Consider the following 21,448-nt stretch of genomic DNA (forward strand, 5'->3'; position numbering starts at 1 on the left):
ATCTCTTGTTTTTTTGGGGCAGATAGCGAAATGAAATGGGCAACTTAATGCCCATACATTTTCAGTGGGTTTTAGTTTTTGCAGCCATTTTTGTCACATGTGATTTTTTCATGTGAATTAGTCCAATGATCAGCGTTTTTCTTCGTATCAGTGCCACAGCCAGTGGCACCACCTTTAGAGCCGCTGTGAACAACACCTGTTGGAGTGTGTTTTACAGACATAATTTTACCATCCTTAGTTAGAAATTAGATTTAAAGGGTCAAAGACCAACATAACATCTAGTATCAAACTTTAGATATGTCAAAGAGTTTGTAATAGATGTATAGGTACATAACTAGTTGTACCTAACTTTTTATATGTTGTGGGTCGAGATTTAGCCCTTACTCGTGTTGGGTGAAAATGTTTGAAGCTCGTACCTTCACTGTAACCAATCGCCTGTCCGGCGGGGAATGTGCAAGCGCTCTTTTGGCTCGGTGAGTGAAGCGTCGCTTCATGCTAACGAACGAGAGACAGGGATTGTCGAACTGGCTTTTAGATAGGGATATCGTTGTGAACACGTCCTTGTGGGCTCTGCGAAATCATCTGACCTCCAAGGACGGAGGGAATGCCGAAAAATGTCTGGAACATTTTCGGCCATGATTTCGAAGGCCAAAACCGCGCTTACACCGATCTCTAACGCCTCTTCGATTTGGCTTCAATTGGAGCGAATAGCAAATCAAAAACTAACGTGTTTTTGCCCCAAAGTTTGTTGGCCTTGGCATGAAGAACAATGACATTTGCTTGAGTAGCGGCTGGCTGCATTTTTATTTATTGGAAGTGGTGAAGGTTGAACCTTCAATGTGAGTTAATTGCTTGCAGCAGGCTAATGTGCAGATACTGCTTCGGGGCGCTTTTCGCCGTCCTTGGCCGCTTAACGAAAACGTCCCTGTTTTCGATACCCTCAGCCGTATCTACACCGGGTTATTCTGTCTCTTCGATTTAGCTTCACTTGGTGTGAGCCGCTAGTTCAAAAGCTAACAAACGTTCGCCACGTTCGATGCGCGCTAGAAAACAGAGCAAAAAACCTGTTTTTTATGCTCGATAAACTGCCTGCAATTTTATAATTAGTTGAATTGTTGTGATTTAATAATTTGTTGTAGAGACCTCTACATCAACTTGTTAAGTTATGCGTGCGACTCATTCAAATTTATTGAAACTGATGTTAACTTTGTCGCTTTATTTCAATGTATTAGCGTGGCATAGTTGCTGTAAGTTAAATTTTAGGCAGTTTATTGAGCTGCTATTCAATAAGCTGTTATGTGTTTAATTGTATTCTGAGAGTATATTTATGATTGCGTGGTTCCAAAAAACCTTTGAGACAGCAGCACAGCAAGCGACACTATTTTCTATTTTAGTTTCAACATGTTTGGCTATTTTCTTATTGCTATTAAGCCAATGGTTTAATAGCAGAAAGGATATTAAAAATCTTAAAGTTACGAAACTAGAAGAGCTAGCATCTACTACTTATGCTTATGAAAGGCTGTGTTTTGATATATTATCGAGGCTATACAATAATTCTCCATCTGACCAAATAACACTAAATAAAATGGCTGATAGTGTTGAGCTTTCAGACAAAATTGAAATGCTCGTGACACTTTACTTTCCAAGTATAACTTTTGACCCAAAATCGACTCAAACTACGTTGTTAAAAGTCCATCATCAATTTGATATGGTTGAAATGAATAATAAATCGAATCCTTCATCATATGAGTCCTATGAAAATAGCACTAATACAGTGAAAGAAATTCTTTCTACATTAAAGTCATCAGTTAAATATGAGATGAGTAAAAACACATAACAAGCGCTTTAAACGGAACAAAAACAGTTGGTTAGGTTCCGCTTCGCTCCACATTATAACCAACAATTTTTGTCCGCTTAAGCGGGCGTTAATCTATACAAATATTAATCTGAAACATACCAATTAGAACATTAGTCCTAACAAGCTTTGGTTCAAAAATAAGTTAGCTTTTGATTGTCCGAGTGACACTAGTAAGGTCAAATCGAAGAGATTAAGAACTCGGTGTAGGTGCGGCTGAGGCCTTCGATTTCAGGGATGAAATCGCAGAGCGCCCAAGGATGGGTTTACAGCGGTGCCGAAGAAGCACCTGCACGAAAGGCATGCTGCAGGCAATTGGTTGCCATGAAGGTTAACGCTACCATCAATCAATAAAAACTAACTCGACTAAATGTTACAAGCCCAAAAAAGCCAACACCTTCATTCGAAGGCCAAGATACTTTTGTCCAAAAACTATTTTGCTTTTAACGGTTCTGTGGATACCAATGACGGCTAAATCGAAGAGAGTGATAAGTCGGTGTAGGTATGGCGGTGGGGGTTGGTGGCATGGCCGCTCTTTGACATCCATGTCACTACGGCATTTGTGAATCCATTCACATCAGATGCCACCGTCGAGCTTATAGGGATATACTTGCAGCGCCCCACCGAAATACCTGCACGAAAGGCATGCTGCAGGCAATTGGTTGCCATGAAGGTTAACGCTACCATCAATAAATAAAAACTAACTCTACTAAATGCAACAAGCCAAAAAAAGCCAACACCTTGATTCGAAGGCCACAATTACGGCTAAATCGAAGCGATTAAGAACTCGGTGTAGGTGCGGCTGTGACCTTCCGTGACAAGGATGTCACGGCAGAGCCTACAGGGATTGTACTTGCGGCGTGTCACAGAAGCACCTGCACGAAAGGCCTGCGGCAAGCAATTCAAAATGATGAAGGTTAACGCTACCATCGTTAACTAAAAACCAATCACGCAAAATGCCTCAACCTTCATTCGAAGGCCAACACACTTTTGTCCAAAAATAATTTAGCTTTTAATGCCCTGAATGACACCTGTAACGCAAAATCGAAGAGATAGATAAGTCGGTGTAGGTGCGGCTGTGACCTTCCGTGACATGGATGTCACGGCAGAGCCTACAGGGATTGTACTTGCGGCGTGTCACAGAAGTACCTGCACGAATAGCCTGCGGCAAGCAATTTAAAACGATGAAGGTTAACGCTACCATCAATCAATAAAAACCAATTCAACTAAAAACTAATTCAGCTGAAAACCATAAGCCAGATGGGAAGAAGTTTAAATAGATGGGGGAGCCATCTGGCTCCCCTGTTAGATGATGACTATTTGGGCTCAAAAGTGAAGGATTGTCCAGCAAGCGCCGCTTCATACATTAAGCCACCTTTAGCGGCGGTAAATACCGCCATGCCATTGATGTATGAGGCACTTGCAGCTTTGTTGCTGCCCGATTGCCCCGCACCAGCCGAGTTACCTGTGGTGCCCACTTGGGCATTGGCGCCGACGTTAATCGCGACCGCCGATGCATTCGCACTAAACTCGAAACTACCGCTGGTAAATTCTTCATACGCTTTGGCGTCTTTAAAGAAAATAATTTCGCTGTAAGCCTGACCGCCGAGTTGGAAACCAATCGACAGTTGCGACAAACTGGTATCGCCGGTATGCACGCCGCCACGATAGACGCGCCCTTTGCCGTAGGCTGCGCCAATGCCTATGCCGCCTTTACCTACGGTGGGGAAAATAGCGTAGCCATAGGCGCTATTAAAAAATTGTTGGGTGTCTGGGGCTTTTTTAAAGTTGTTTAGTGCTTCGCTGTAGCTATCGGCGGCAAATGAGGCTTGGGCAAACAGTAAGCCAACAATGACACAACAGCTAGCGGTTAAACGTGATATCCACTTCTTCATGATGCACTCCTTTATTTAGATACGGTTATACCCACTGTTATCAATATTCGTTTCGTACAGCGGCGATGCTAAAAGCCAGCGCACAACCTGTTTTAAGGTTGTCATTTCTGCATGGGATGAATCGCGCTAGGCTAAATATTTGGCCTATTATCTGTGTTATCAACCCTTGGCTAACTCTCATCTATTGATGTGGATGCTTATTAGCATACGCACAGATAGCTAAAAACTGAATGCTATTTGATGAAAAAAGCGCCTATAAAAGCGCTTTTATTGAGTTTTGTCAGCTAAGGTTCAGCCCATTCATTCTGGTAGCCAGTTGCTGTGTCATGGTTTTACTTAGCCGTTTTAGGTTGCTCTTTACCCAGCACATAGTGTTCGAACCATTTCTGGTCCCAATCCATTTTGGCTTGGCGATGTTGATAGTGGCTCAGTCCATGGCCTTCACCGGGATACACCAACAGCTCCACAGGCACATTAAGGTAATGTTTTAGGGTGCGATATAGCCCTTGGGCATGGCCCAGCGGTACGCGTTGATCGTTTTCGCCAATGTGAATTAGGGTCGGCGTGTTGATGTTATTGGCATGGGTGAGCGAGGATCCATGAGTGTAAGCGTCGGGTTTTTCCCAAGGCAAACCCTGCATAAAGTTAATCACATGGCCTGGGGTGTCTTCGAGCATCCATTGCAGGCGTTGATCGAACACCCCTGCACCAGAACTTGCCGCTTTGAAGCGCTGGGTGGTACTGATAAGCGCATTGGTGAGATAACCACCGTTACTCCAGCCCATCACCGCCATTTTGTCACCGTCGGCAACGCCTAACGCGATAAGGTGATCGACTCCCGACAGGATATCGGCAACTTCGATGTCATGTTCTTTGCCTACAAGGTCGGTTAAGAATTTATCGCCATAGCCTGTCGAGCCGCGGTAGTTAGGCGACAACAGTGCCCAGCCATTGGCGGTAAAGGTTGAGCGGCCGTAGGAGCGATGTTGTAAGGCGTACGGTGTCGCAGACGTTGGGCCGCCATGCAGTTGGACTATTAGCGGCAGTGGTCCGTCACTCTGTTTGTAGTTGGCGGGTAAGTCGAGGATGCCTTCGACTTGTGTTCCATCTGGCGCGGTCCATTTGACCACAGATATTTGTGGCAAAATCCAGCTGTCGACTTGCGGATTAATGTTAGTGATGCGCTTATATTTGGCTTTCTTGCTGGCGGCATCGGCAATAAACAGATCGCTAAAATGCTCGAGTCCGTTGTGGTTAAAGGCGAGTTTTTTACCGTCATGGCTAAAGCTGTAGCTGCCCATCACCAGATCGCCGGCGATCACCGTGCGCGTATCACCCTGCAGTTGTTGGTTGATATCGGTGCAAAATAGCTTAACGCGGCCATGGTCGGCACCGCGATAACAGATCTCATCACTATTGGGGCGCCACTGAATGTCGCTGCCATTGAGGGTGATATCGCCGCTACGTTTAATTTCTAGCGGTTTGACCTGTTTTTGCTGTGGTGTAACGACAAAGAGTTTACCCGGATGGCCATCGAAATCGATTCGAAAGGCCAGCTGTTGGTTGTTGGCGTGCCAGTCGAGGCCGAGTAACCAACCATAAGGCGATGGTGCATCTTGGCGCCAAGCGCTGTCGGGGAGTAGGGTATTGCTGTTCGTGCGGGTGTTGTATACCTCGAGGTTTGACCAACCTTCTAAGTGTACTAGTTCGTTATCGGCAGTGGTGATGCGGGCAATTTGGCTGGCATCTTGGTTCACCTTAAACTCCCATACCACTTTATCGTCGTCGAGTAGCAATGATTGCTGATAATGCTCGAGATCCAGCTTATACAATGGGTTGGTGGTGATCTTACCATGGCCATATTTAGGGGCGCTGTGGCTGGCACGCATATCGGCCCAATCATCGGCTTCGGTAGTGGTTTTATTGGCTAAGAAATAGAGGTTATGACCATCATGGCCGACTTGAAACGCCTTAACGCCTTCGGTTTCTTTGGTCACCGGGACGGTGTCGCCGCCTTGTATCGACAGTCTAAAGACTTGGGCTTTACCGTTGTATGGCGCTATTTTGTCTTCGTGGGTTTGCTGGCCTAAGTAGTAAATATATTGGCCATCTGGACTCCACTGTGAGCTAGATTCACTTTCATTGGTGAAGGTGAGGCGGCTGGTTTTGCGTGATTTAATGTCGACTAGCCACAGATCTTTTTGGGCTTTGTCTAATGCTTTATCCCAGCGAGATTCTAACCACACAGCCTGTTTACCGTCTGGGCTTAATTGCACATGACCCATGTTAGCTATGTCAAAAAAATCGTTGTTAGTAATGTGGTGAGTTCGTTCGGTAGCAACAGTTTGGCCTGTTAATCCCATTAGTCCGGCGGAGATCACCGCAAGTACGGTGAGTTTATTGACTCTTCCCATCTTGATCCCTTCAGTTGTGCATTTGTCATTATTGTTTTAAGTGGCTGAGTTGCCGTGGGATACATTAACTCAAAATGGTTTTTGTGCAACAGAGTTAGGGTTCTTTTGCGTCGGTGTCCTGGGTATCCTCCGCTTTTAAAATATGTTGCAGATAATTGAGCTCTTCGGCATCGAGCAGTTGTTGACTGGTTTGTGGTCGGCTGGGATGCGCCATTTTAGATGATAGGCTGCCCCTGAGGTAGGCGGCTAGGGTGATCTGTTTAAGTCCATATAAGGCCAAAACATAGACGGTTAATAATAAACATAAGCGGGTGATGGCTTGGGCGGTGATAGAGACATGGTCACCAAAATAAAAGGGTAATATGACCAGTGCCGTTCGAACGAGCCAGTTAATTAACATGGCAAAGGTTAAGGCCAGTAGCCACCTAAATTTAATATCTTTAAGGCTATTTTGATGGGCGCGGCGCGAACGTCCTTTAAATTGATTGAGCAGCTTGATGATCAAATAGAAATAGATAAGGGCTTGCAAGCTTAGTAGTGCTGGCAGCAGAGCACCTAAAAAGGTGACGAGGCTAATATTGCTAACGTGCTGAACATTGAGGGAAAAGTCGCTATCTAAAATAAAAGACAGGCTTATCAATATGCTCAGAATTATTGCCGGATAGAAGTGACCCGATAAACGAACGTCGCGATTAATATTATGCAGGCTGCGGTAGCAATACAGATACAACAGCGGCATCAACAGAAAATACACCGGAATAATCAGAATAAATAACATGGGTAAGGGCAGTGGAGTGTTGGTTTTGCTGATAAGCCCGGTTAAAAAGTACAGAGCTAGCAGGCTAAATATCGCCCCCAATAGCTTATGGTTGTTGTGGTTATCGCGATATATATGACGAACATAGATGGCCAGTCCAATACAGTGCAGTCCACCGATTAGAGAGAGCCACCAATAGCCTTCGTATAAAAAGTCGTTGTAGGTCATTTGCCTATCATCAACGCATTCAGGGAGCTTCGCAAGTGAATTGTGCTTTTTTTGAGCGTTAATATTGAGGCGTTAAAGCTACGGTTTCTTGTTGTTGGCGAAGTTAGTCTTGACGTTTCTGTTGCGCCATTCTCAGGTGGCGATTCGAGCTTGCTACAGGAGGCTGACTTGGCACCGCCGCGCGTTCGGACCACAAGTGGCGTATTGCCATAATGGGATGGGGCAGCAGCATGCGCGGTCCGGCAAAAAGCATGATTTGGCGGGCCTTGGCTTTTAGTTCTGGTTTATAGCAATGTATCGGACATTTATTACACGTCGGCTTGGCTTGCCCATAAGGGCAGCGGTCGAGTTTAGTGTGTGCATAGGCCAAGAACGCCTGACATTGCTGACAGGCTTCCAGCTTACCTTTTGCTTGGCAGTGAGCTTTGCAATAAATATGAACCATCGCCTTTATGGTCTCAAACTCACGTTGCAATCTACCATTGAGCAGCATGTCGTCCATCGATATACCCGAGTTATTTGCTAGGTTATATTGAGAGTAGCGCGAGCGAATGCCGAACACAAAAATCATCATCGATTTTATGAAGGTGCGCACAAAATAGTGCTTTAAAGATAAGGGCGATTAGTGTCGCTTTACATCAATATTGCGATGTAAAGCGACAAACTTAAGCCGAATATGGCATTTTGGGCGCCACTTTTTGATACCCGAGCGAAAAAGAGGTATAAATAATTGATTTATAGCAAGAGAATCGATGCGTTATATCGGTTACTATCTGTACATCTTTTGTAAACTAAAATCAGCCCGTACATGAGGCGCGATCAACCAACGGTGGATGATAATGAAATATATAGCCATTATTTTGCTAGTAGCTGTCGGCATATTCTTATATAGACGAGCACAGCGATTAGCCCAAGAGGAGCAGCAGGAAGCACAGCAGCCTGTTGAAAAGATCGTGTCGGGCGAAGATAAGGACCTTGTGGTGCCAACCACTACGCCAGCCGATAACGCCGATGCGGCAGCCTCTGATGAATCCGCGTCGATAGAGACCGTTCCTCCTGTTGTAACAGAGCGCGAAGCGGTTACCCTCGCTGCAGAGCCAGAGCCAGAGCCAGAGCCAGAGCCAGAGCCAGAGCCAGAGCCAGAGCCAGAGCCAGAGCCAGAGCCAGAGCCAGAGCCAGAGCCAGAGCCAGAGCCAGAGCCAGAGCCAGAGCCAGAGCCAGAGCCAGATGATAAAAAATTACCTCTCGCCGATGAATCTTGGGCTAACGAAAAGTTGACCAAGGCGCTAGATGACTACCGTGGTGCTAGTGCAACTACCGATAAACATAACGCTTTATTGCAGGTGATAGGTGAGTGTTATAAGCAACGCAAGCAGCAGCAATACCGTGAATATGGGGCGCAGTTGTCATCTGACTATCAGTCACTTTTTGCCACTTTAGCCGCTCCAGATAAAGAAAAAGGCACAGGCTTTATGCAGTTGTCTACCCTGCTCAATGATAGTGGTCAGTACGATGGCGCATTAAAGTTGTGTCAAGCGGCTATCGATTATGGCTTAAGCGATGGCACTATTACCGGTTTTGAAGGGCGTATGGAGCGTATCGAAAAAGCCAAGGCTAAAGCATCGTAGTAATCTACTGCAACACGCGCATAAGCCGTGTAAACTGGCATTTATATTGACGTTAAAGGCGAACAGGTGTCGCCTTTTTTATGTCTGGAACATTTATGTCAATTTGCCATTATTTGGAGCATTTATGCAAATTCGTTATCTCGTATTATCCAGCTGCGCGCTCTTACTCGGATTGACTGCATGTACTCAAGTGCCGCAATGGACATTATTTTATTATCCCGAGCAAGATAAGGTGAGCGAAGGGGAGTTAGCCCCCTATATTGCCGGTTATTATGATCAGCTAGAGCAGTGCCTCGCCAAAGGGGCGGGAATGGCAAGGTTGAGTCAATCGGGTCAGGGTGCCTATCAATGTGGCTATCAATGTAAAGAGGACGAGGCGGGAAGCATTCAATGTGACCGTTTCGAGCAACCGACACCATGAACTATTCACTCGATAAAAATGCAAAGAGCTTAATGATTAATGGCGACATTGATTTTGATCAGTTTGAGGCTTTTGCGACTCCGCTAGTACAAAGGTTGGATTGTCGAGTCATTGAGCGCCACTGGGGGGCCGATAGGCATCAGTGGCAGTTAGAGTTTGAAGGCACACTTATTAGGCTACACTATGAGTTTTACGGCGATATCTGCTGGCTTTCGGTTGAGTTAGATGAAGAGTTTGAAGTGCTAGAGTACTTAGTGACATTATTGGAGTCTTCTCGATGAGCGATGCGTCAACCCCTGCTGGTTTTCACTACCAAGCATTAACCCCTGATTTAATTCTCGATGCGATTGAGTCTTTGGGTATTTATCCAGAAACTGGGTTGCTAGCGCTCAATAGCTACGAAAACCGAGTCTATCAATTTCGCTGCGATCGCCAAATTCGTTACGTGGTTAAGTTTTACCGCCCCGAGCGCTGGAGCGATGCACAGATCTTAGAAGAGCATGAGTTTTCCGCCGAGCTGGCCCAGCAAGAGATCCCCATCGCCACGCCAGTGCTTATCGAGGGGCAATCATTACATCATTATCAAGGTTTCCGGTTTGCGCTTTTTCCGTCGATGGGGGGGCGCGCCTTTGAAGTGGATAACCTGGAGCAACTCGAAGAGGTGGGACGCTTTGTCGGGCGCATGCATCAATACGCTAAAGCCAACACCTTCACTTACCGCGAAACCTTAAGCCCTGCATTATTAGGCGATGAGTCACTCGCTTGGCTTAAGGCCTCGGGTCATGTGCCACCGAGTTTAGAGGTGGCCTACTTCACCATAGTGGAGCAAGTGCTTGCCAAGGCTAAACGCTTATGGGCCGAAGTGGATGCAACATCGATGCGCCTGCACGGCGATCTGCATCCGAGTAATATTATGTGGACCCCTGACGGGCCGGGGTTTGTCGATCTCGATGACGCCAAAATGGGCCCTGCGGTGCAAGATCTGTGGATGATGCTAGCCGGTGATCGGCAGCAACAAACCTTACAACTCGACATTTTGCTTGAAGCCTATGAAGAGTTTTGCGAATTTGATAAACGCCAACTTAAGCTCATTGAGCCGCTTCGCGCCATGAGAATGCTGCACTATAACGCTTGGCTCAGTCGCCGCTGGGAAGATCCCGCCTTTCCGATGAATTTCCCTTGGTACGCCGAGGAGCGGTATTGGGAGCAGCAAATTTTGGCCTTTAAAGAGCAGTTGGCCCTGCTAGATGAGCCTCCTCTGAGTTTAATTCCACAATATTAATTAGGGATAAGTGAGTATCTTGTAACAGAAAAAATGAACTAATGCGCTTGAGGTACACTCCAAAGCACATTATGTTATGTGCAAAATTATTGTTATTGTCGATGGTGCGTTAGCACCCAAAAGGAATCATCATGAAAAAAGCGTTACTGGTAGCATTGGCATTATTAATGGCCCCTATGGCGGCACTGGCTGCCGATTATAAAGAGGGTGTGCATTACACTGTGGTAAATAAAGGTCCTGCGACAGCTAAGCCTGAAATTGCCGAGTTTTTCTCATTTTATTGCCCTCACTGTTATAGCTTTGCCAAAGTGCAGGTACCGCAGATTAAAGCTAACCTCCCCGAGGGTGTCGTGTTTAAGCAAAATCACGTGGAATTTATTGGCCGTGAAATGGGCACAGAAATGTCGCGTGCATTCGCTATTGCGCATCAGTTGAAAGTGGAAGATAAGATTGAACAAGCGCTATTTGCTGCCATTCATGACAAGAAGCAACGCTTTGTTACTCGCGATGATATTCGCCAAGTGTTTATTGCCAATGGCATATCAGGCAAAGAGTTTGATGCAGCGGCTAACTCGTTTATGGTGAGTGCGCAGATGGCGCAGATGAAACGTGCAACTGAAAACGCTCAGTTATCTGGCGTGCCTGCGTTAGTGGTTAATGGTAAGTATCGTGTCGAAACTGGGGCAATTAAATCTTACGATGAACTGTTAGACATTGCTTTTTACCTAACCACGCTTAAATAAGTGTAACGGTAAATCATCAAAAGGAGCTTTTAAGCTCCTTTTTTTGTGTCTATTCAATACTGGATTATACCTATGGTATTAAAAGACGGATCTAAATAGTGAGCTGATAGCAAAGAACATTTTTTGTATTTATGTGATGTGTTGCCGCAATGAGCAAAAAAGATGAATTGAGAGGAAACTTACTGCGGTTTTATGAGGTCAAACTTAGCAATAATTACAATAACGCAGAGCCGTTTGCTTGGAGGTCTTATGAGATTTTTTCCGGTTTACGCCCCAAAACTCATTGTAAAACATGCGCGTATTTTTGTGTCAGGTGTTATCTGGGTAAAAGATTTGGGTCGTCTGGAGTTCGACAAAGGACGATTTTTACTGCCAAGGCAAAGTTTACCTCGAGTGAAGCAAGCCATTGTCGAGTTGAATCAGTTAATCGAGCGTCAACATAACGAAGCGAAGACGGTTTAGGTCTTCGCTGTTAGTGAGTGAATTTACTCGCTCACTTCGTCATTTAATAAACCCACAAGGCCAGTGACTTTTTCATTCCATGAATGAAGATCTTGGCTTAATTGTTGGTTCTTTTCACTTAGGCTGCTGTTCTTTTGTTTCTCTTCTTCGAGCTCCATTTTTAGTAGCTCAATCGTTTCGAGTGCAGCTTGGATTTTTGTCTCCAGCTTGGACAGTAGTTCAAGGCTCATCGGGAGTCCTAATAGTTTCTGGATGGGTCTATGATTCTATCAGCGCCGCCATGACAGTGAATAGCTAATTTATACTAATTGTCCAAAAAGTAACCAAGAATTCAATTAAACATCGTTTATTTTCCCCCTGAGTGCCATGAGTTACATTTTTGCAGGGATTTTAACGAGATAAGCTTCGCCATTGCGATGCTGCTCGGTTTGACCTGTTGAAAGCGCGGGAAGCGATATCTCTGCCATTGGCACACAATTTAAGGGGGAATTTATCTGAATGACGTATAACACAACGCCGTTATCCATAGATAACGGCGTTGTGTGGAAACCCCTTCTAGATTAGAAGCGGTAATCAACAGACAAGTAAACTTGCTGGCTATCATCAAGTGAGAAGGAGGCCGAACCTGCATCTGTGCTGATCCCGATATCGTAGTCTTGCTTGAGATAGCGGTACCCAATTTCTGAGCTCAGGTTATCGTTAATTTTATACATTAACCCCGTTTGACCACCCCAAACAAAACGGTCTTTTGACGATAGATATGAGGTGTCTGGACTGATGTGATTAACGCCCGCCGTGGCTCCAATAAACCAGTTCAGCTTGTTGCTGGCATCAAGCCCAAGTAGGTAGTCATATGAGAGCAACAAACTTTGCTGCTTGGCTAAGTCGTCAGAGTTATATGAATAAGTTGCATAGAGGCGATTATTATCATTTAAGTAAGCGCCCGCTCTGACTTCGTATACGGCGTCGTTTTCACGCTCTTTAGTAGAAAAATAATCATTATTAAATTCAGGATCGACCCCCAGCGCGGTCCCTTTGTAGGTATTTTGCTGGGCACCGACACTGCCACCGATGAACCAATCTGCGGCCATGGTTGGTGCTGATAATACAGCGGTGATAACGGCTGCTAAGGCTAATTTCTTGCTATTCATAATATGCTCCTTGATGAAATAAAGTGTTACCGTCTTTCGTTGAGGTAATAGTATTTCAAGTGAACTGAACGAAAACTGAATAATATCTAGATGAATTATTAAGCTATTTTGATAAAAAAATAGCCATCACTAGCCTGCTAGGGTAAAAGCTACATGGTTATGGCTGGCAAATATTGAAGTCGAAGATAGGGCGTTGAGACACCTACTGAGTGTTTACGTTGCGGCAAGAGCTCAAGATTAAGTAGATTAAAACCGATAGTTTGTGATATTGAGCTAAGTTTAGGGGCCGATTGACAATCGGCCCCTAGAGAGCATGGTGTAATGCTATTGCGGCTGGTTACTTTTTAAAGAAAGCTTCGTTAGTGCCGTATGGCCCTAAGTTGAGATCGCGCTTACGGATGGCATCTACGCGGTCAAAGGCTTCTTCGGCAACGCGAAGGTTTTTAACGTCTTTACGCCAGTAATATTTAAAGCCATCGAAATGGGCATTGTTTGGATACCAATACATCACACCTAAGCCTTTATCAGACATGATAGGGGTGTTGTGAATGGTAGCGCCTGGAATGTAAAAGTATTGGCCAGTGCCTAGCTTATTAAACTTATTATCGGCCAGTGTTTGACCTTCACCATTAACGACGTAATAACACTCAGGTTGACCATGAAAATGTGGTGCGTGATCTGACTTGCCACCATCGGTGATACCAATAACCACAGGGCTGTCTGACAGCTCTTTCCAGATATAGCCAACTGGTGACTTAGTACGATCACAGTCTTTAACTTCTAGAATATTGCCGTCGTCATCCAAGGTCTTACAGAAGCGCTGATCCATGGGGATGCTGTCGTTGGCTTGAATGGTGTTGAAATCAATCTTACCTGCTTCCCAAGCGGCAATATAGGCTTCAACTTCAGGGTTGCTGCACTGCTCAGGCATAGTGTCTTGCGGAACATATGGTGTGCTGTCGTATGGTACTGGCGTCATCTGTTGGTAAGGGAGTTGGGCGTGGTTACATTGTGGCCCTTGGGCAACTGCAGCAGTTGATGCTAGTGCTGCAATACCAAACATCATTTTAAGTTTCATCATTCCTATCCTATTTTTAGTGCCGCAACGCTGCGGTATTTTGCTTGTAAATTGGTGCTTGAGCTAACAATAAAGTGATTGGTTTGTCGTAAAGGTGAATTGGATCACGCCGCATTTTTAACAGCAAAATTATTCGTGACTCAGCTCGCGAATAATCTTACCTATCCACGCGATCACAGATGAAACTGCATGCTGAGTTGGACGTAATTAGAGGCACCTTGTGCCGGAGCCGTTTCATGATATGAGCTGATGGTGTCATCGATTTGATAGCAGCCAACTTCAAAGCCCAGTACTAACGCTGGGGTTAAATTGGTAAAAACATTGAGGCCAATATGGGCGCGGTCAGTGGCTTCGACATCGGTTTTTGTGCGGCCGTAAAATAAGCTTGAACGCGTGCGTTCGGTCCAGAAATGACGATAAGCCAGCATTGCTGCTGTGGTTGTTTCTAATTCACCCTTTATTATGTCACGCGCCGCATCGGTACCGACATAACGGCCAAGGTTGCCGTAATGCAGTTGCAGCCTAATATCATCACGGCCGAAGGTGTTTAGCTTGGCGGCGAGCGACACTCCAGCACCAAATTGGGCTGTGTCTTCGGGATCTAAATACCGAAACAAGCTCGACAGTGAGACGTTGCCCCAATCCCCGCCTTGGTTATAGCGAATAATCGCATCGGGCACATAGTCGTTGTCAGTCTCTATCCATTGCTTATCTGTGGTTTTTGTCTCTGTTTGAGTGCCATAGGTATAAGGGTTTTCTAATGCCAGTTGCCAATGTCCGCTGGTTAATTTGACCAGCGCTTGACGCACCATCGCTTGGCCAACTAGCGGGCCACCTAAATCGGCTGTTTCAGCAAACGTACTGCTGTTGACCAGCGTTGACCAGGTTTGCCCTACGGTAACACCTTGGTATTCGACATAGGCATGCCTAAGGCGCGGGCTATAGGAGTTAGAAAACACCGCATTGCCTTGCGATGACCCTGCAAAGTCGACTTCCACAAACCCTATGACATCGCCATGCTCGATCCCCATATTAAAGCGACTCTCTGCGGCACTGAACTGGGTTCTCTTAGTGGCATCAGTGACGCTGCCACCGCCTGTCCAGCTGTCTTGAAAAGCGATGTTGCCATCGACAAAGCGCGCATTTGTTTTAAGAAAACCGCCAAATTGGTATTCACTTGCCGTTAATGGAGTGGAGAAACAGCTAATCAAACAGATACAGATGCATGTTTTAGTCATTAATTTCATAGTTATTTAAAGTGGGCTGTCAGAGAAAGTCGAAAAAGAGTGAGAACCATCTAGGGGGTGGTAGCCGGGGGAAGTGCCGTAACCAATCTAAATGTTGGCAGACTCTAAAAGAGTCGCCAGAGTTTGGCAGAAGCGAAGTGAGAGCGGCCTCGCTTCTGCCGGTAACGTCATATAGCTTTAGAAGTAGTAACCAAAGTTAATGTTAACGCGTTTGTCCCAGCTATCGCCCATCTCTGGTAGGCCAACATGGTCGTTGTTGGCGGTAGAGAAGGTCATGTTCTTACCCATTACAAAATCGACCATGGTGTAAGTTGGGCCTGCTGAAATCGCGCAGCCAGTGACGTTTTGCATGCTGTTGTCATAGCTGTCGTCATCGACATCGGGCGTCATTAAGCCAAAGTCGTTGTAACATTTAACGCTGCCCCAATCGGTATCGAACGTTTTTGCAATATTAACGTTATAAGCTTGGCCTTTAGCGGCAATTTCGTACTGCCAACTCACCACAGAGACACCGATTTTATTTGGGTCTTCAGCATCGGCGGCATCATACTCATACTGCATCGCCTGCATCTGTAAGTTCCAGCCCTTAAAGCTGCTGTCTAAGTGCAGTGCCACGGCGTAACGGTCGCCGTTATTACCCGTTTTGCTGTTATAGATTTGGCCATACTGCACCGAGCCACCAAGGGTGGTTTGGCCGCCTTGGTGTTCAGCGGTGTAGGTTTGGCGAATGTTGAGCTGGTTGGTCTCTTCGTTGTTATACTCGGTACCATTGATGGTGCCTGTGTATAGGTCGGTCGAGTAACGTTTGTTTTCTGTTGGGCCGTATTCTGCATTTTTGTAGAAAGCTAAGTCAGTGTGCCAGCCATTTTTTTCATAAATAGCTTTGATACCCACATCATGGTCATCTTCAAAGCCTAGGTAGTAGGGTAGGCCAAACCACCAGCTGTTGGAGATGAAATCACGGTTACCAAACGGCACTTTATTAATACCAAACTGTAGCTGCCAGTCTGGATCGATGTTGTAAAAGCCGTAGCCATATTTGATATAGTTCGTGCTTGAGGTAAAACGGTATTCTGCCGCAAGCCCCCAGTCACCTTGTTTACCGTCAAATTTGATCGCAGTCATATCAAAAGAAAAGTCTCCGCCCTTATCTTTTGAGGCTTCATCGTAGTCTTTGTAACCGTAATTAACACGTACGGCGCCGCCAACCTTGATGCCATCTTCTTGCTCAGCCGCGAAAGCGGTTGAGCCTGAAAGTGCTATCGCCGTTGCCACTATCGACAGCATAAACTTAGTGGTATTTCTCATCATCATTTCCTATTAGTCTTTTTAGTATTTACAGCAGAAACTATTACATTTCACCAAACCAAGTTCGGTGGCATTCGGCGCAGACGGGCGCTTTTTTCTCGTGCTCGCCATGACAGGCTAAGCAGCTTGCCCCTTGGTTGTAATGCAGTGATTTGTGCGGATGCGCTTCGGGGATCGCTAACTTGCTTTCATCGACTGCAATACTGTTGATATCGCCATGGCATTCAACACAGGCAGCGTCGGTCGCATTCTTTTTACCTGAGCCTTGGTGGCAAGTCTGACAACCATCTTGGTAGATAAACTCGTGGTTCACACGCCCTTGGGTGCTGCCTTTCATTTTGACGAGGTCGCCCGCCATAGCGCTGCCTGAAACCGCAAGGCCTAGCAGTAAACTCAGTAATAATTTGTTCATTAGACAGCTCCTTGAAGGTCGGCTTGGATGGTTTCTGCAACCACTATGCCCATCACTAGGCACTCTAGGCAGGAGGTAGAACTCAAACGGGCTTCACCATGGATGCCGCCAGTGACTTCGCCTATCGCGTAGAGGTTTTTGATGGATGCCATCGAGCGGCCATCGATCACGCGAGCGCCTAAATCGGTTTTTAGTCCACCCATGCAGTAATGCACTTTTGGCCAGATGCGAGATACCACAAAGGGGCCGGTTAACACTTCAGCCGTGTCCATTTTACGGTTAAAGAGCGGATCTTTGCGGGCTTCAACATGGGTGTTGTATTCAGCGATGCTACGTTTCAATGGCGCCGCAGGAATATCGAACTTAGCCGCTATCTCATCTAATGAGTCGAGCTTCCACGCCATCTTGTCGCGTAAGGCGCGGATCACTCGATCGTCTTTGGCGTAGTTGCTGTAGTTAAACAGTACAATTGGATACGCGGGGCTGCCGTCAGCATTACGGTTTTTCATAATGGCTTCAGAGCAGGTCTTGCGGTCTGCACGCTCATCCATAAAGCGTTTGCCGTTGAGCACGCTGATTGCCGCGCCTTGATGCCAACCGATAGAAAGCAAGGCGTTAGACCAACCAAATCCGCCCTCATCAGGCGATCCCCAGTGACCTGTTTGAATAAGGTTCATGTGCACTGGCAGGGCACCATGGGCCATAGCCGTCAGGGTTACCTCACCGGTTGCGCCGAGCGCGTTAGTGCAATCAAGGGTTGGGTCAAGTGAAGGGTCAACCGCTTCACGCAGCGCCATGTTTCGAGCAAAGCCACCATTAGCTAGCACAACCGCCTTGTTGGCTTTGATGAATATTGTGGTACCAGTCTTTAGATCTGGGAAACGGTAATTTTTACGTACCTTAACGCCGATGATCTTTTGCCCATCCATAATGAAGTCTTCGATGTAGTGCTGCAGACGATAATCTACGCCCTCTTTTACACCCGCTTCATAAAGCTTGGTGGTGATATCGCCGCCAGTGCCATGTTGAGTACGGATGGCGCGTGCTTTATTGTGGCCACCCACCTGAATGTTAAAGCCTTCACGGAATTTAACGCCAGTATCTACGCATAAGTTATACGCATCGAGCGAGCGGTTAGCGATTTGACGCAGTGCATCTTCATTTTGCATGCCACGACCCGAGATGATCTGATCTTTTACTAGCTCTTCGGGTGAATCATCCTTGATGCCTTGGGCTAACTGAGTAGGGTTTTTAGGTATGGCTAACCAGCCGCCGTTGATGGCAGAGTTGCCACCAATCACTTGCATTTTCTCTAACACCAATACCGAACCGATGCTCTGGCGCTTGGCGTTTAATGCGGCCGATAGACCAGCAAAACCTGAGCCGACCACAATAACGTCGTGGGATTCATCCCATTCGATGGTGTTGCATTCGCTGGCCGATACGGTTCCGGGCATAGAGGCGGCTATCCCGCCAAGCGCGGCACCCGCACTGAGTTTTAAAAAGTTTCTTCTGTTGTGCATTTGATTGTCCTCTGTATCTGCGTGAGAGAAAGATAGAGGTTCTGCACTTGGTTAAAGGTGAAGTAAGTCACGGCTTTTTTTCAGTGGCAAACTTATTCGTGAGCCATGTCCCGAATAACTTTTTTTGGATGTTTTTATTCGCTGCCCATTGTTGCTGGGAGTTTATATGGAGCCGATATTTTTTATGCCAATCTTTGTTTGATGTAATTCACAAACCCCGCCAATAAAGCCCATTTAGCGTGAGGTTTATCCCGATACATTAAGCATCAACTGTCATTACGGTAAGTTGCTGGAGCATACTTCAGCTAAATTGATATTAAGGCGAAGAGCATGAAGTGCCCCTCTGAAACATTACCTATGATGCGTTGCAACCAAATTCTTGATGCGGCGGAGCGGCTCATTGAGACTCAGGGCATAGTGTCATTTAAGTTCTCTCAACTGGCTAAAGAAGTAGGGTGTTCTACTGGGACCTTGTATAAATTCTTTGAGCGCAAAGAGGATGTATTGGTGTGCTTATTTTTAAGAAGTGCGACCTCGAATCATCTGCCCATCTTTATTGCTCAATACCCAGACCTTAGTGAGCAAGAGAAGGTTCTGCTGCCTATTATGTTTACCTTTGAAACCATTAAACGCTCAAAAAGCTTCTTTACGCTACGCTCTGTCTCGGTTAATACCATGGTGTGGCAGCTAGCCAGTGATGAAAAGGTTGAGCGTTTTAAAAAGCGTATCAATGCTTTTTGGGGATGGTTTACCGACTCACTCAATGCTGCTGTGGCTAAGGGGGAACTTGAGGCGACACCACTACAGGTTAAAGAGTTAGTGCAGGGAATCGTATTCTATTTAACCGGATCTTTGACCCAATTTGAAAGCCAGCTCATTGCACCTGAGTACTTGTCTAATCGCCGCGAGACCTGTTATCGCCACTTGGCGAAATTGATGGGGCAATATAAATGGCTGCAGCCGCTTACCCATGAGTTATTTGATTGTTTAGAGGCACGCACGGTGAAATTTTTTGATCAGCACTATCGTGACCATATGAGCTGCGCAGCGTGCAGTGCTCTGTCACAGGTCGATCTTAATGCTAAGTCAACTTGTACTCGTCAACGCGAATAGCAGAATTAAATTTGTTACTTTAACGTTCACAAACTTGTACTAAAGCATATGCCTACGGGCTTACTGAACGCTGTCGTTTGGCTTGACTTTATTGCGATGCATCCATAGTCTGCTTATTCAGTAATCAAGGTGGTATGCAATGCACATAAACTATAATTTAAAACCTGCATGTGAACGTCGTACTGAGCAGTTTGAGCCTGAAACCAATGTGGGTTTTGGTAACCTAAGAACTGATCATATGTTTTTAATGGATTATCGCGACGGTGAGTGGCGAGATCCTAGAATTGTCCCCTATGGCCCGTTTGAGGTCGCTCCTGGTGCCATTGCACTGCATTATGGCCAATCCGTGTTTGAAGGCGCCAAAGCCTTTATGCATCAAGATGGTGAGATCTATACCTTTCGTTTAGATAAAAATGCTGAGCGTCTTAATACCAGTGCCGATATTCTCTGTATTCCTGCGCTGCCCGAAGCGATGCAGTTGGCAGGTATTAACGCCTTAATTGACGTCGACCGCTTGTGGTTCCCAATGCAAGAGGGGGCTTGTTTGTATATTCGGCCGTTCATCTTCGCCACTGAAGATAGGCTGTCGGTGAGTCCGAGTCAGCAATACACCTTTTGTGTGATGCTTAGCCCGAGTGGTGCTTATTATGCTGATGGTTTCGATAAGGCGATTCGTTTGCTGATTAGCGAACGTTTTCACCGTGCCGTGGCTGGTGGAACCGGGGCATCGAAAGCGGCAGGTAACTATGCCGCATCGTTGAAAGCGGGTAAGGCTGCTGCCGAATATGGCGCCGCGCAGGTGCTTTATCTTGATGCCAATAATAAGCAGATTGAAGAAGTTGGGGCGATGAACCACTTCCATGTGCTCAAAGATGGCACCATTATTATTCCTAAGTTTACCGATACCATCTTAAAGTCTATTACCTCGCAATCAATATTAGATTTAGGTGAGCAGCTAGGCTGTGAAGTGCGCCAAGAGACGGTGATGCTGGATAAGTTTATTAGCGACATTGAGTCAGGTGAGATTATTGAAGCGGGTGGGTTTGGCACCGCAGCGGTGGTCTCTCCTGTGGGGTCCTATATTTTTGAAGATAACTGTGTGGTGACTGTCGGTAATGGCGAAGTGGGTGAGCATACTCGGCGTATTTACCAAGTGTTAACCGATATTCAAAAAGGGCTGCGCCCAGCGCCAAATGGCTGGCTTGGACGGGTTGAGCGAGTGGAACCGGTAATTGCAATAGCGCGTTAGTCGTTATCGTGATACCAATAAAAAAGCGCCGATGAAAGGCGCTTTTTTATTGGCTTGTACTGTCATACTTGAGCCATGGTGTGTCTTTATTCATTGAATAATATGGTCGCATTCACCCGTACCGGTATTGCATTGGCATTTTCAGCGGTTGCTTTAAATTTATAGGATTCAAGATCTGCAATTACCGCGTATTGGTCTTTATAAAGCTCATCAATGGCAAGATTGACAATGTTACCTTGGCTGTTAATCTCAAATTGGACATGAATACGCTGTAAGTTGGGGTATTGGTTAGCGACTAACTGCCAATCGATGGCTCTGTCTTGGATAACCCAGTAGCGGCTCAATTGTGAGGGCGTGACATTAACCGCCGCCGCCGAGTAGTTATGCATTAAGCTGCTTTGACAGCCAGTTAATAATCCCGTTATGAGTAACAGCGCCGCCATGAGCAGTGATGATTGATGTGGTCTGTTAAACATAATATGCCTGTCAAAAAAGGGTTGCATGACCCATCCTATTATTTATATCGCTTTAGTACTGTGACCAAGCAGGCCTGTTAATCATTTTGTATTTATAAACTAACATGTAGCCATAATGTTGGCAAAAGATATACCTTATTATCAATTGTATCGCCGCAGTGGGTTTTCATGATGAGGGGGGGGGCAGTGCTATTTATGTGGTTATG

22 protein-coding genes are annotated in these 21,448 nt (G+C 45.9%); 9 read left to right on the forward strand and 13 right to left on the reverse strand.

The window, feature by feature from the left end; genetic code table 11:
• Positions 1 to 71: 71 nt before the first annotated feature.
• Positions 72 to 221: a hypothetical protein gene (locus AC5YBX_RS01175; protein WP_494524230.1), complete on the reverse strand. Its 150-nt coding sequence runs from the start codon at positions 219 to 221 to the stop codon at positions 72 to 74.
• A gap of 1,106 nt (positions 222 to 1,327) precedes the next feature.
• Between AC5YBX_RS01175 and AC5YBX_RS01180 the strand changes: the two genes are divergently transcribed.
• The gene (locus AC5YBX_RS01180; protein WP_494524231.1) at positions 1,328 to 1,837 is read left to right on the forward strand and encodes a hypothetical protein; all 510 of its coding nucleotides are present in this window, start codon (positions 1,328 to 1,330) and stop codon (positions 1,835 to 1,837) included.
• A 1,334-nt stretch (positions 1,838 to 3,171) separates the two neighbouring features.
• On the opposite strand, the gene AC5YBX_RS01185 is transcribed toward AC5YBX_RS01180, so the two are convergent.
• The 4 genes from AC5YBX_RS01185 to AC5YBX_RS01200 all read right to left on the reverse strand — a co-directional run bounded on the left by AC5YBX_RS01185 (position 3,172) and on the right by AC5YBX_RS01200 (position 7,651).
• On the reverse strand, positions 3,172 to 3,750 hold the full coding sequence (locus tag AC5YBX_RS01185) for a lipid-binding SYLF domain-containing protein (protein ID WP_494520314.1): 579 nt from the start codon (positions 3,748 to 3,750) through the stop codon (positions 3,172 to 3,174).
• A 332-nt stretch (positions 3,751 to 4,082) separates the two neighbouring features.
• A complete protein-coding gene (locus AC5YBX_RS01190; RefSeq protein WP_494520313.1) occupies positions 4,083 to 6,164 on the reverse strand; it encodes a S9 family peptidase in 2,082 nt (693 codons plus the stop codon).
• A 94-nt stretch (positions 6,165 to 6,258) separates the two neighbouring features.
• Positions 6,259 to 7,149, reverse strand: a complete 891-nt coding sequence (locus tag AC5YBX_RS01195) for a hypothetical protein (protein WP_494524232.1) — start codon at positions 7,147 to 7,149, stop codon at positions 6,259 to 6,261.
• A gap of 103 nt (positions 7,150 to 7,252) precedes the next feature.
• A complete protein-coding gene (locus AC5YBX_RS01200; RefSeq protein WP_475517061.1) occupies positions 7,253 to 7,651 on the reverse strand; it encodes a nitrous oxide-stimulated promoter family protein in 399 nt (132 codons plus the stop codon).
• A gap of 337 nt (positions 7,652 to 7,988) precedes the next feature.
• Between AC5YBX_RS01200 and AC5YBX_RS01205 the strand changes: the two genes are divergently transcribed.
• The 6 genes from AC5YBX_RS01205 (at position 7,989) to AC5YBX_RS01230 (ending at position 11,685) form a co-directional block, all read left to right on the forward strand.
• Positions 7,989 to 8,777 (forward strand): hypothetical protein, encoded by a 789-nt coding sequence (locus AC5YBX_RS01205; protein WP_494524233.1) that lies wholly within the window; start codon positions 7,989 to 7,991, stop codon positions 8,775 to 8,777.
• Between the two features lie 124 nt (positions 8,778 to 8,901).
• The gene (locus AC5YBX_RS01210) at positions 8,902 to 9,198 is read left to right on the forward strand and encodes a hypothetical protein (protein WP_494520310.1); all 297 of its coding nucleotides are present in this window, start codon (positions 8,902 to 8,904) and stop codon (positions 9,196 to 9,198) included.
• Entirely contained in the window at positions 9,195 to 9,479 is a 285-nt protein-coding gene (locus AC5YBX_RS01215; RefSeq protein WP_494524234.1) for a DUF3630 family protein, read from the forward strand. Before AC5YBX_RS01210 ends, AC5YBX_RS01215 begins: the two co-directional genes overlap by 4 nt.
• On the forward strand, positions 9,476 to 10,480 hold the full coding sequence (locus tag AC5YBX_RS01220) for a serine/threonine protein kinase (protein ID WP_494520308.1): 1,005 nt from the start codon (positions 9,476 to 9,478) through the stop codon (positions 10,478 to 10,480). Before AC5YBX_RS01215 ends, AC5YBX_RS01220 begins: the two co-directional genes overlap by 4 nt.
• 131 nt (positions 10,481 to 10,611) lie before the next feature.
• Positions 10,612 to 11,223, forward strand: a complete 612-nt coding sequence (locus AC5YBX_RS01225) for a thiol:disulfide interchange protein DsbA/DsbL (RefSeq protein WP_475515212.1) — start codon at positions 10,612 to 10,614, stop codon at positions 11,221 to 11,223.
• 249 nt (positions 11,224 to 11,472) lie between these two features.
• Entirely contained in the window at positions 11,473 to 11,685 is a 213-nt protein-coding gene (locus AC5YBX_RS01230; RefSeq protein WP_475515211.1) for a DUF1107 domain-containing protein, read from the forward strand.
• Between the two features lie 23 nt (positions 11,686 to 11,708).
• Here AC5YBX_RS01230 and AC5YBX_RS01235 read toward each other — a convergent pair whose 3' ends face one another.
• From AC5YBX_RS01235 to AC5YBX_RS01265, 7 genes are all read right to left on the reverse strand, one after another.
• Positions 11,709 to 11,915, reverse strand: coding sequence for a cell division protein ZapB (locus AC5YBX_RS01235; protein WP_110459054.1), 207 nt, complete (start codon positions 11,913 to 11,915; stop codon positions 11,709 to 11,711).
• 330 nt (positions 11,916 to 12,245) lie between these two features.
• Complete coding sequence (locus AC5YBX_RS01240; protein WP_494520307.1) at positions 12,246 to 12,836, reverse strand: outer membrane beta-barrel protein; 591 nt, start codon at positions 12,834 to 12,836, stop codon at positions 12,246 to 12,248.
• A 337-nt stretch (positions 12,837 to 13,173) separates the two neighbouring features.
• A complete protein-coding gene (locus tag AC5YBX_RS01245; RefSeq protein ID WP_494520306.1) occupies positions 13,174 to 13,917 on the reverse strand; it encodes a cupin domain-containing protein in 744 nt (247 codons plus the stop codon).
• Positions 13,918 to 14,087: 170 nt separating this feature from the next.
• Positions 14,088 to 15,161 (reverse strand): DcaP family trimeric outer membrane transporter, encoded by a 1,074-nt coding sequence (locus AC5YBX_RS01250; protein WP_494524235.1) that lies wholly within the window; start codon positions 15,159 to 15,161, stop codon positions 14,088 to 14,090.
• Positions 15,162 to 15,338: 177 nt separating this feature from the next.
• Complete coding sequence (locus AC5YBX_RS01255; protein ID WP_494524783.1) at positions 15,339 to 16,472, reverse strand: hypothetical protein; 1,134 nt, start codon at positions 16,470 to 16,472, stop codon at positions 15,339 to 15,341.
• A 40-nt stretch (positions 16,473 to 16,512) separates the two neighbouring features.
• Positions 16,513 to 16,881, reverse strand: coding sequence for a cytochrome c3 family protein (locus AC5YBX_RS01260; protein ID WP_494520304.1), 369 nt, complete (start codon positions 16,879 to 16,881; stop codon positions 16,513 to 16,515).
• Positions 16,881 to 18,404: a flavocytochrome c gene (locus AC5YBX_RS01265; protein WP_475515206.1), complete on the reverse strand. Its 1,524-nt coding sequence runs from the start codon at positions 18,402 to 18,404 to the stop codon at positions 16,881 to 16,883. Before AC5YBX_RS01265 ends, AC5YBX_RS01260 begins: the two co-directional genes overlap by 1 nt.
• A gap of 330 nt (positions 18,405 to 18,734) precedes the next feature.
• Between AC5YBX_RS01265 and AC5YBX_RS01270 the strand changes: the two genes are divergently transcribed.
• Positions 18,735 to 19,517 carry a TetR/AcrR family transcriptional regulator gene (locus tag AC5YBX_RS01270; RefSeq protein ID WP_475515205.1) on the forward strand — a complete coding sequence of 261 codons (783 nt, stop codon included), beginning with the start codon at positions 18,735 to 18,737 and terminating at the stop codon, positions 19,515 to 19,517.
• 139 nt (positions 19,518 to 19,656) lie between these two features.
• The gene (locus tag AC5YBX_RS01275; RefSeq protein WP_494524236.1) at positions 19,657 to 20,766 is read left to right on the forward strand and encodes a branched-chain amino acid aminotransferase; all 1,110 of its coding nucleotides are present in this window, start codon (positions 19,657 to 19,659) and stop codon (positions 20,764 to 20,766) included.
• Between the two features lie 86 nt (positions 20,767 to 20,852).
• On the opposite strand, the gene AC5YBX_RS01280 is transcribed toward AC5YBX_RS01275, so the two are convergent.
• A complete protein-coding gene (locus AC5YBX_RS01280) occupies positions 20,853 to 21,269 on the reverse strand; it encodes a hypothetical protein (RefSeq protein WP_494524237.1) in 417 nt (138 codons plus the stop codon).
• Positions 21,270 to 21,448: the final 179 nt, after the last annotated feature.

The sequence above is a fragment of the Shewanella sp. 492 genome (assembly GCF_059338445.1).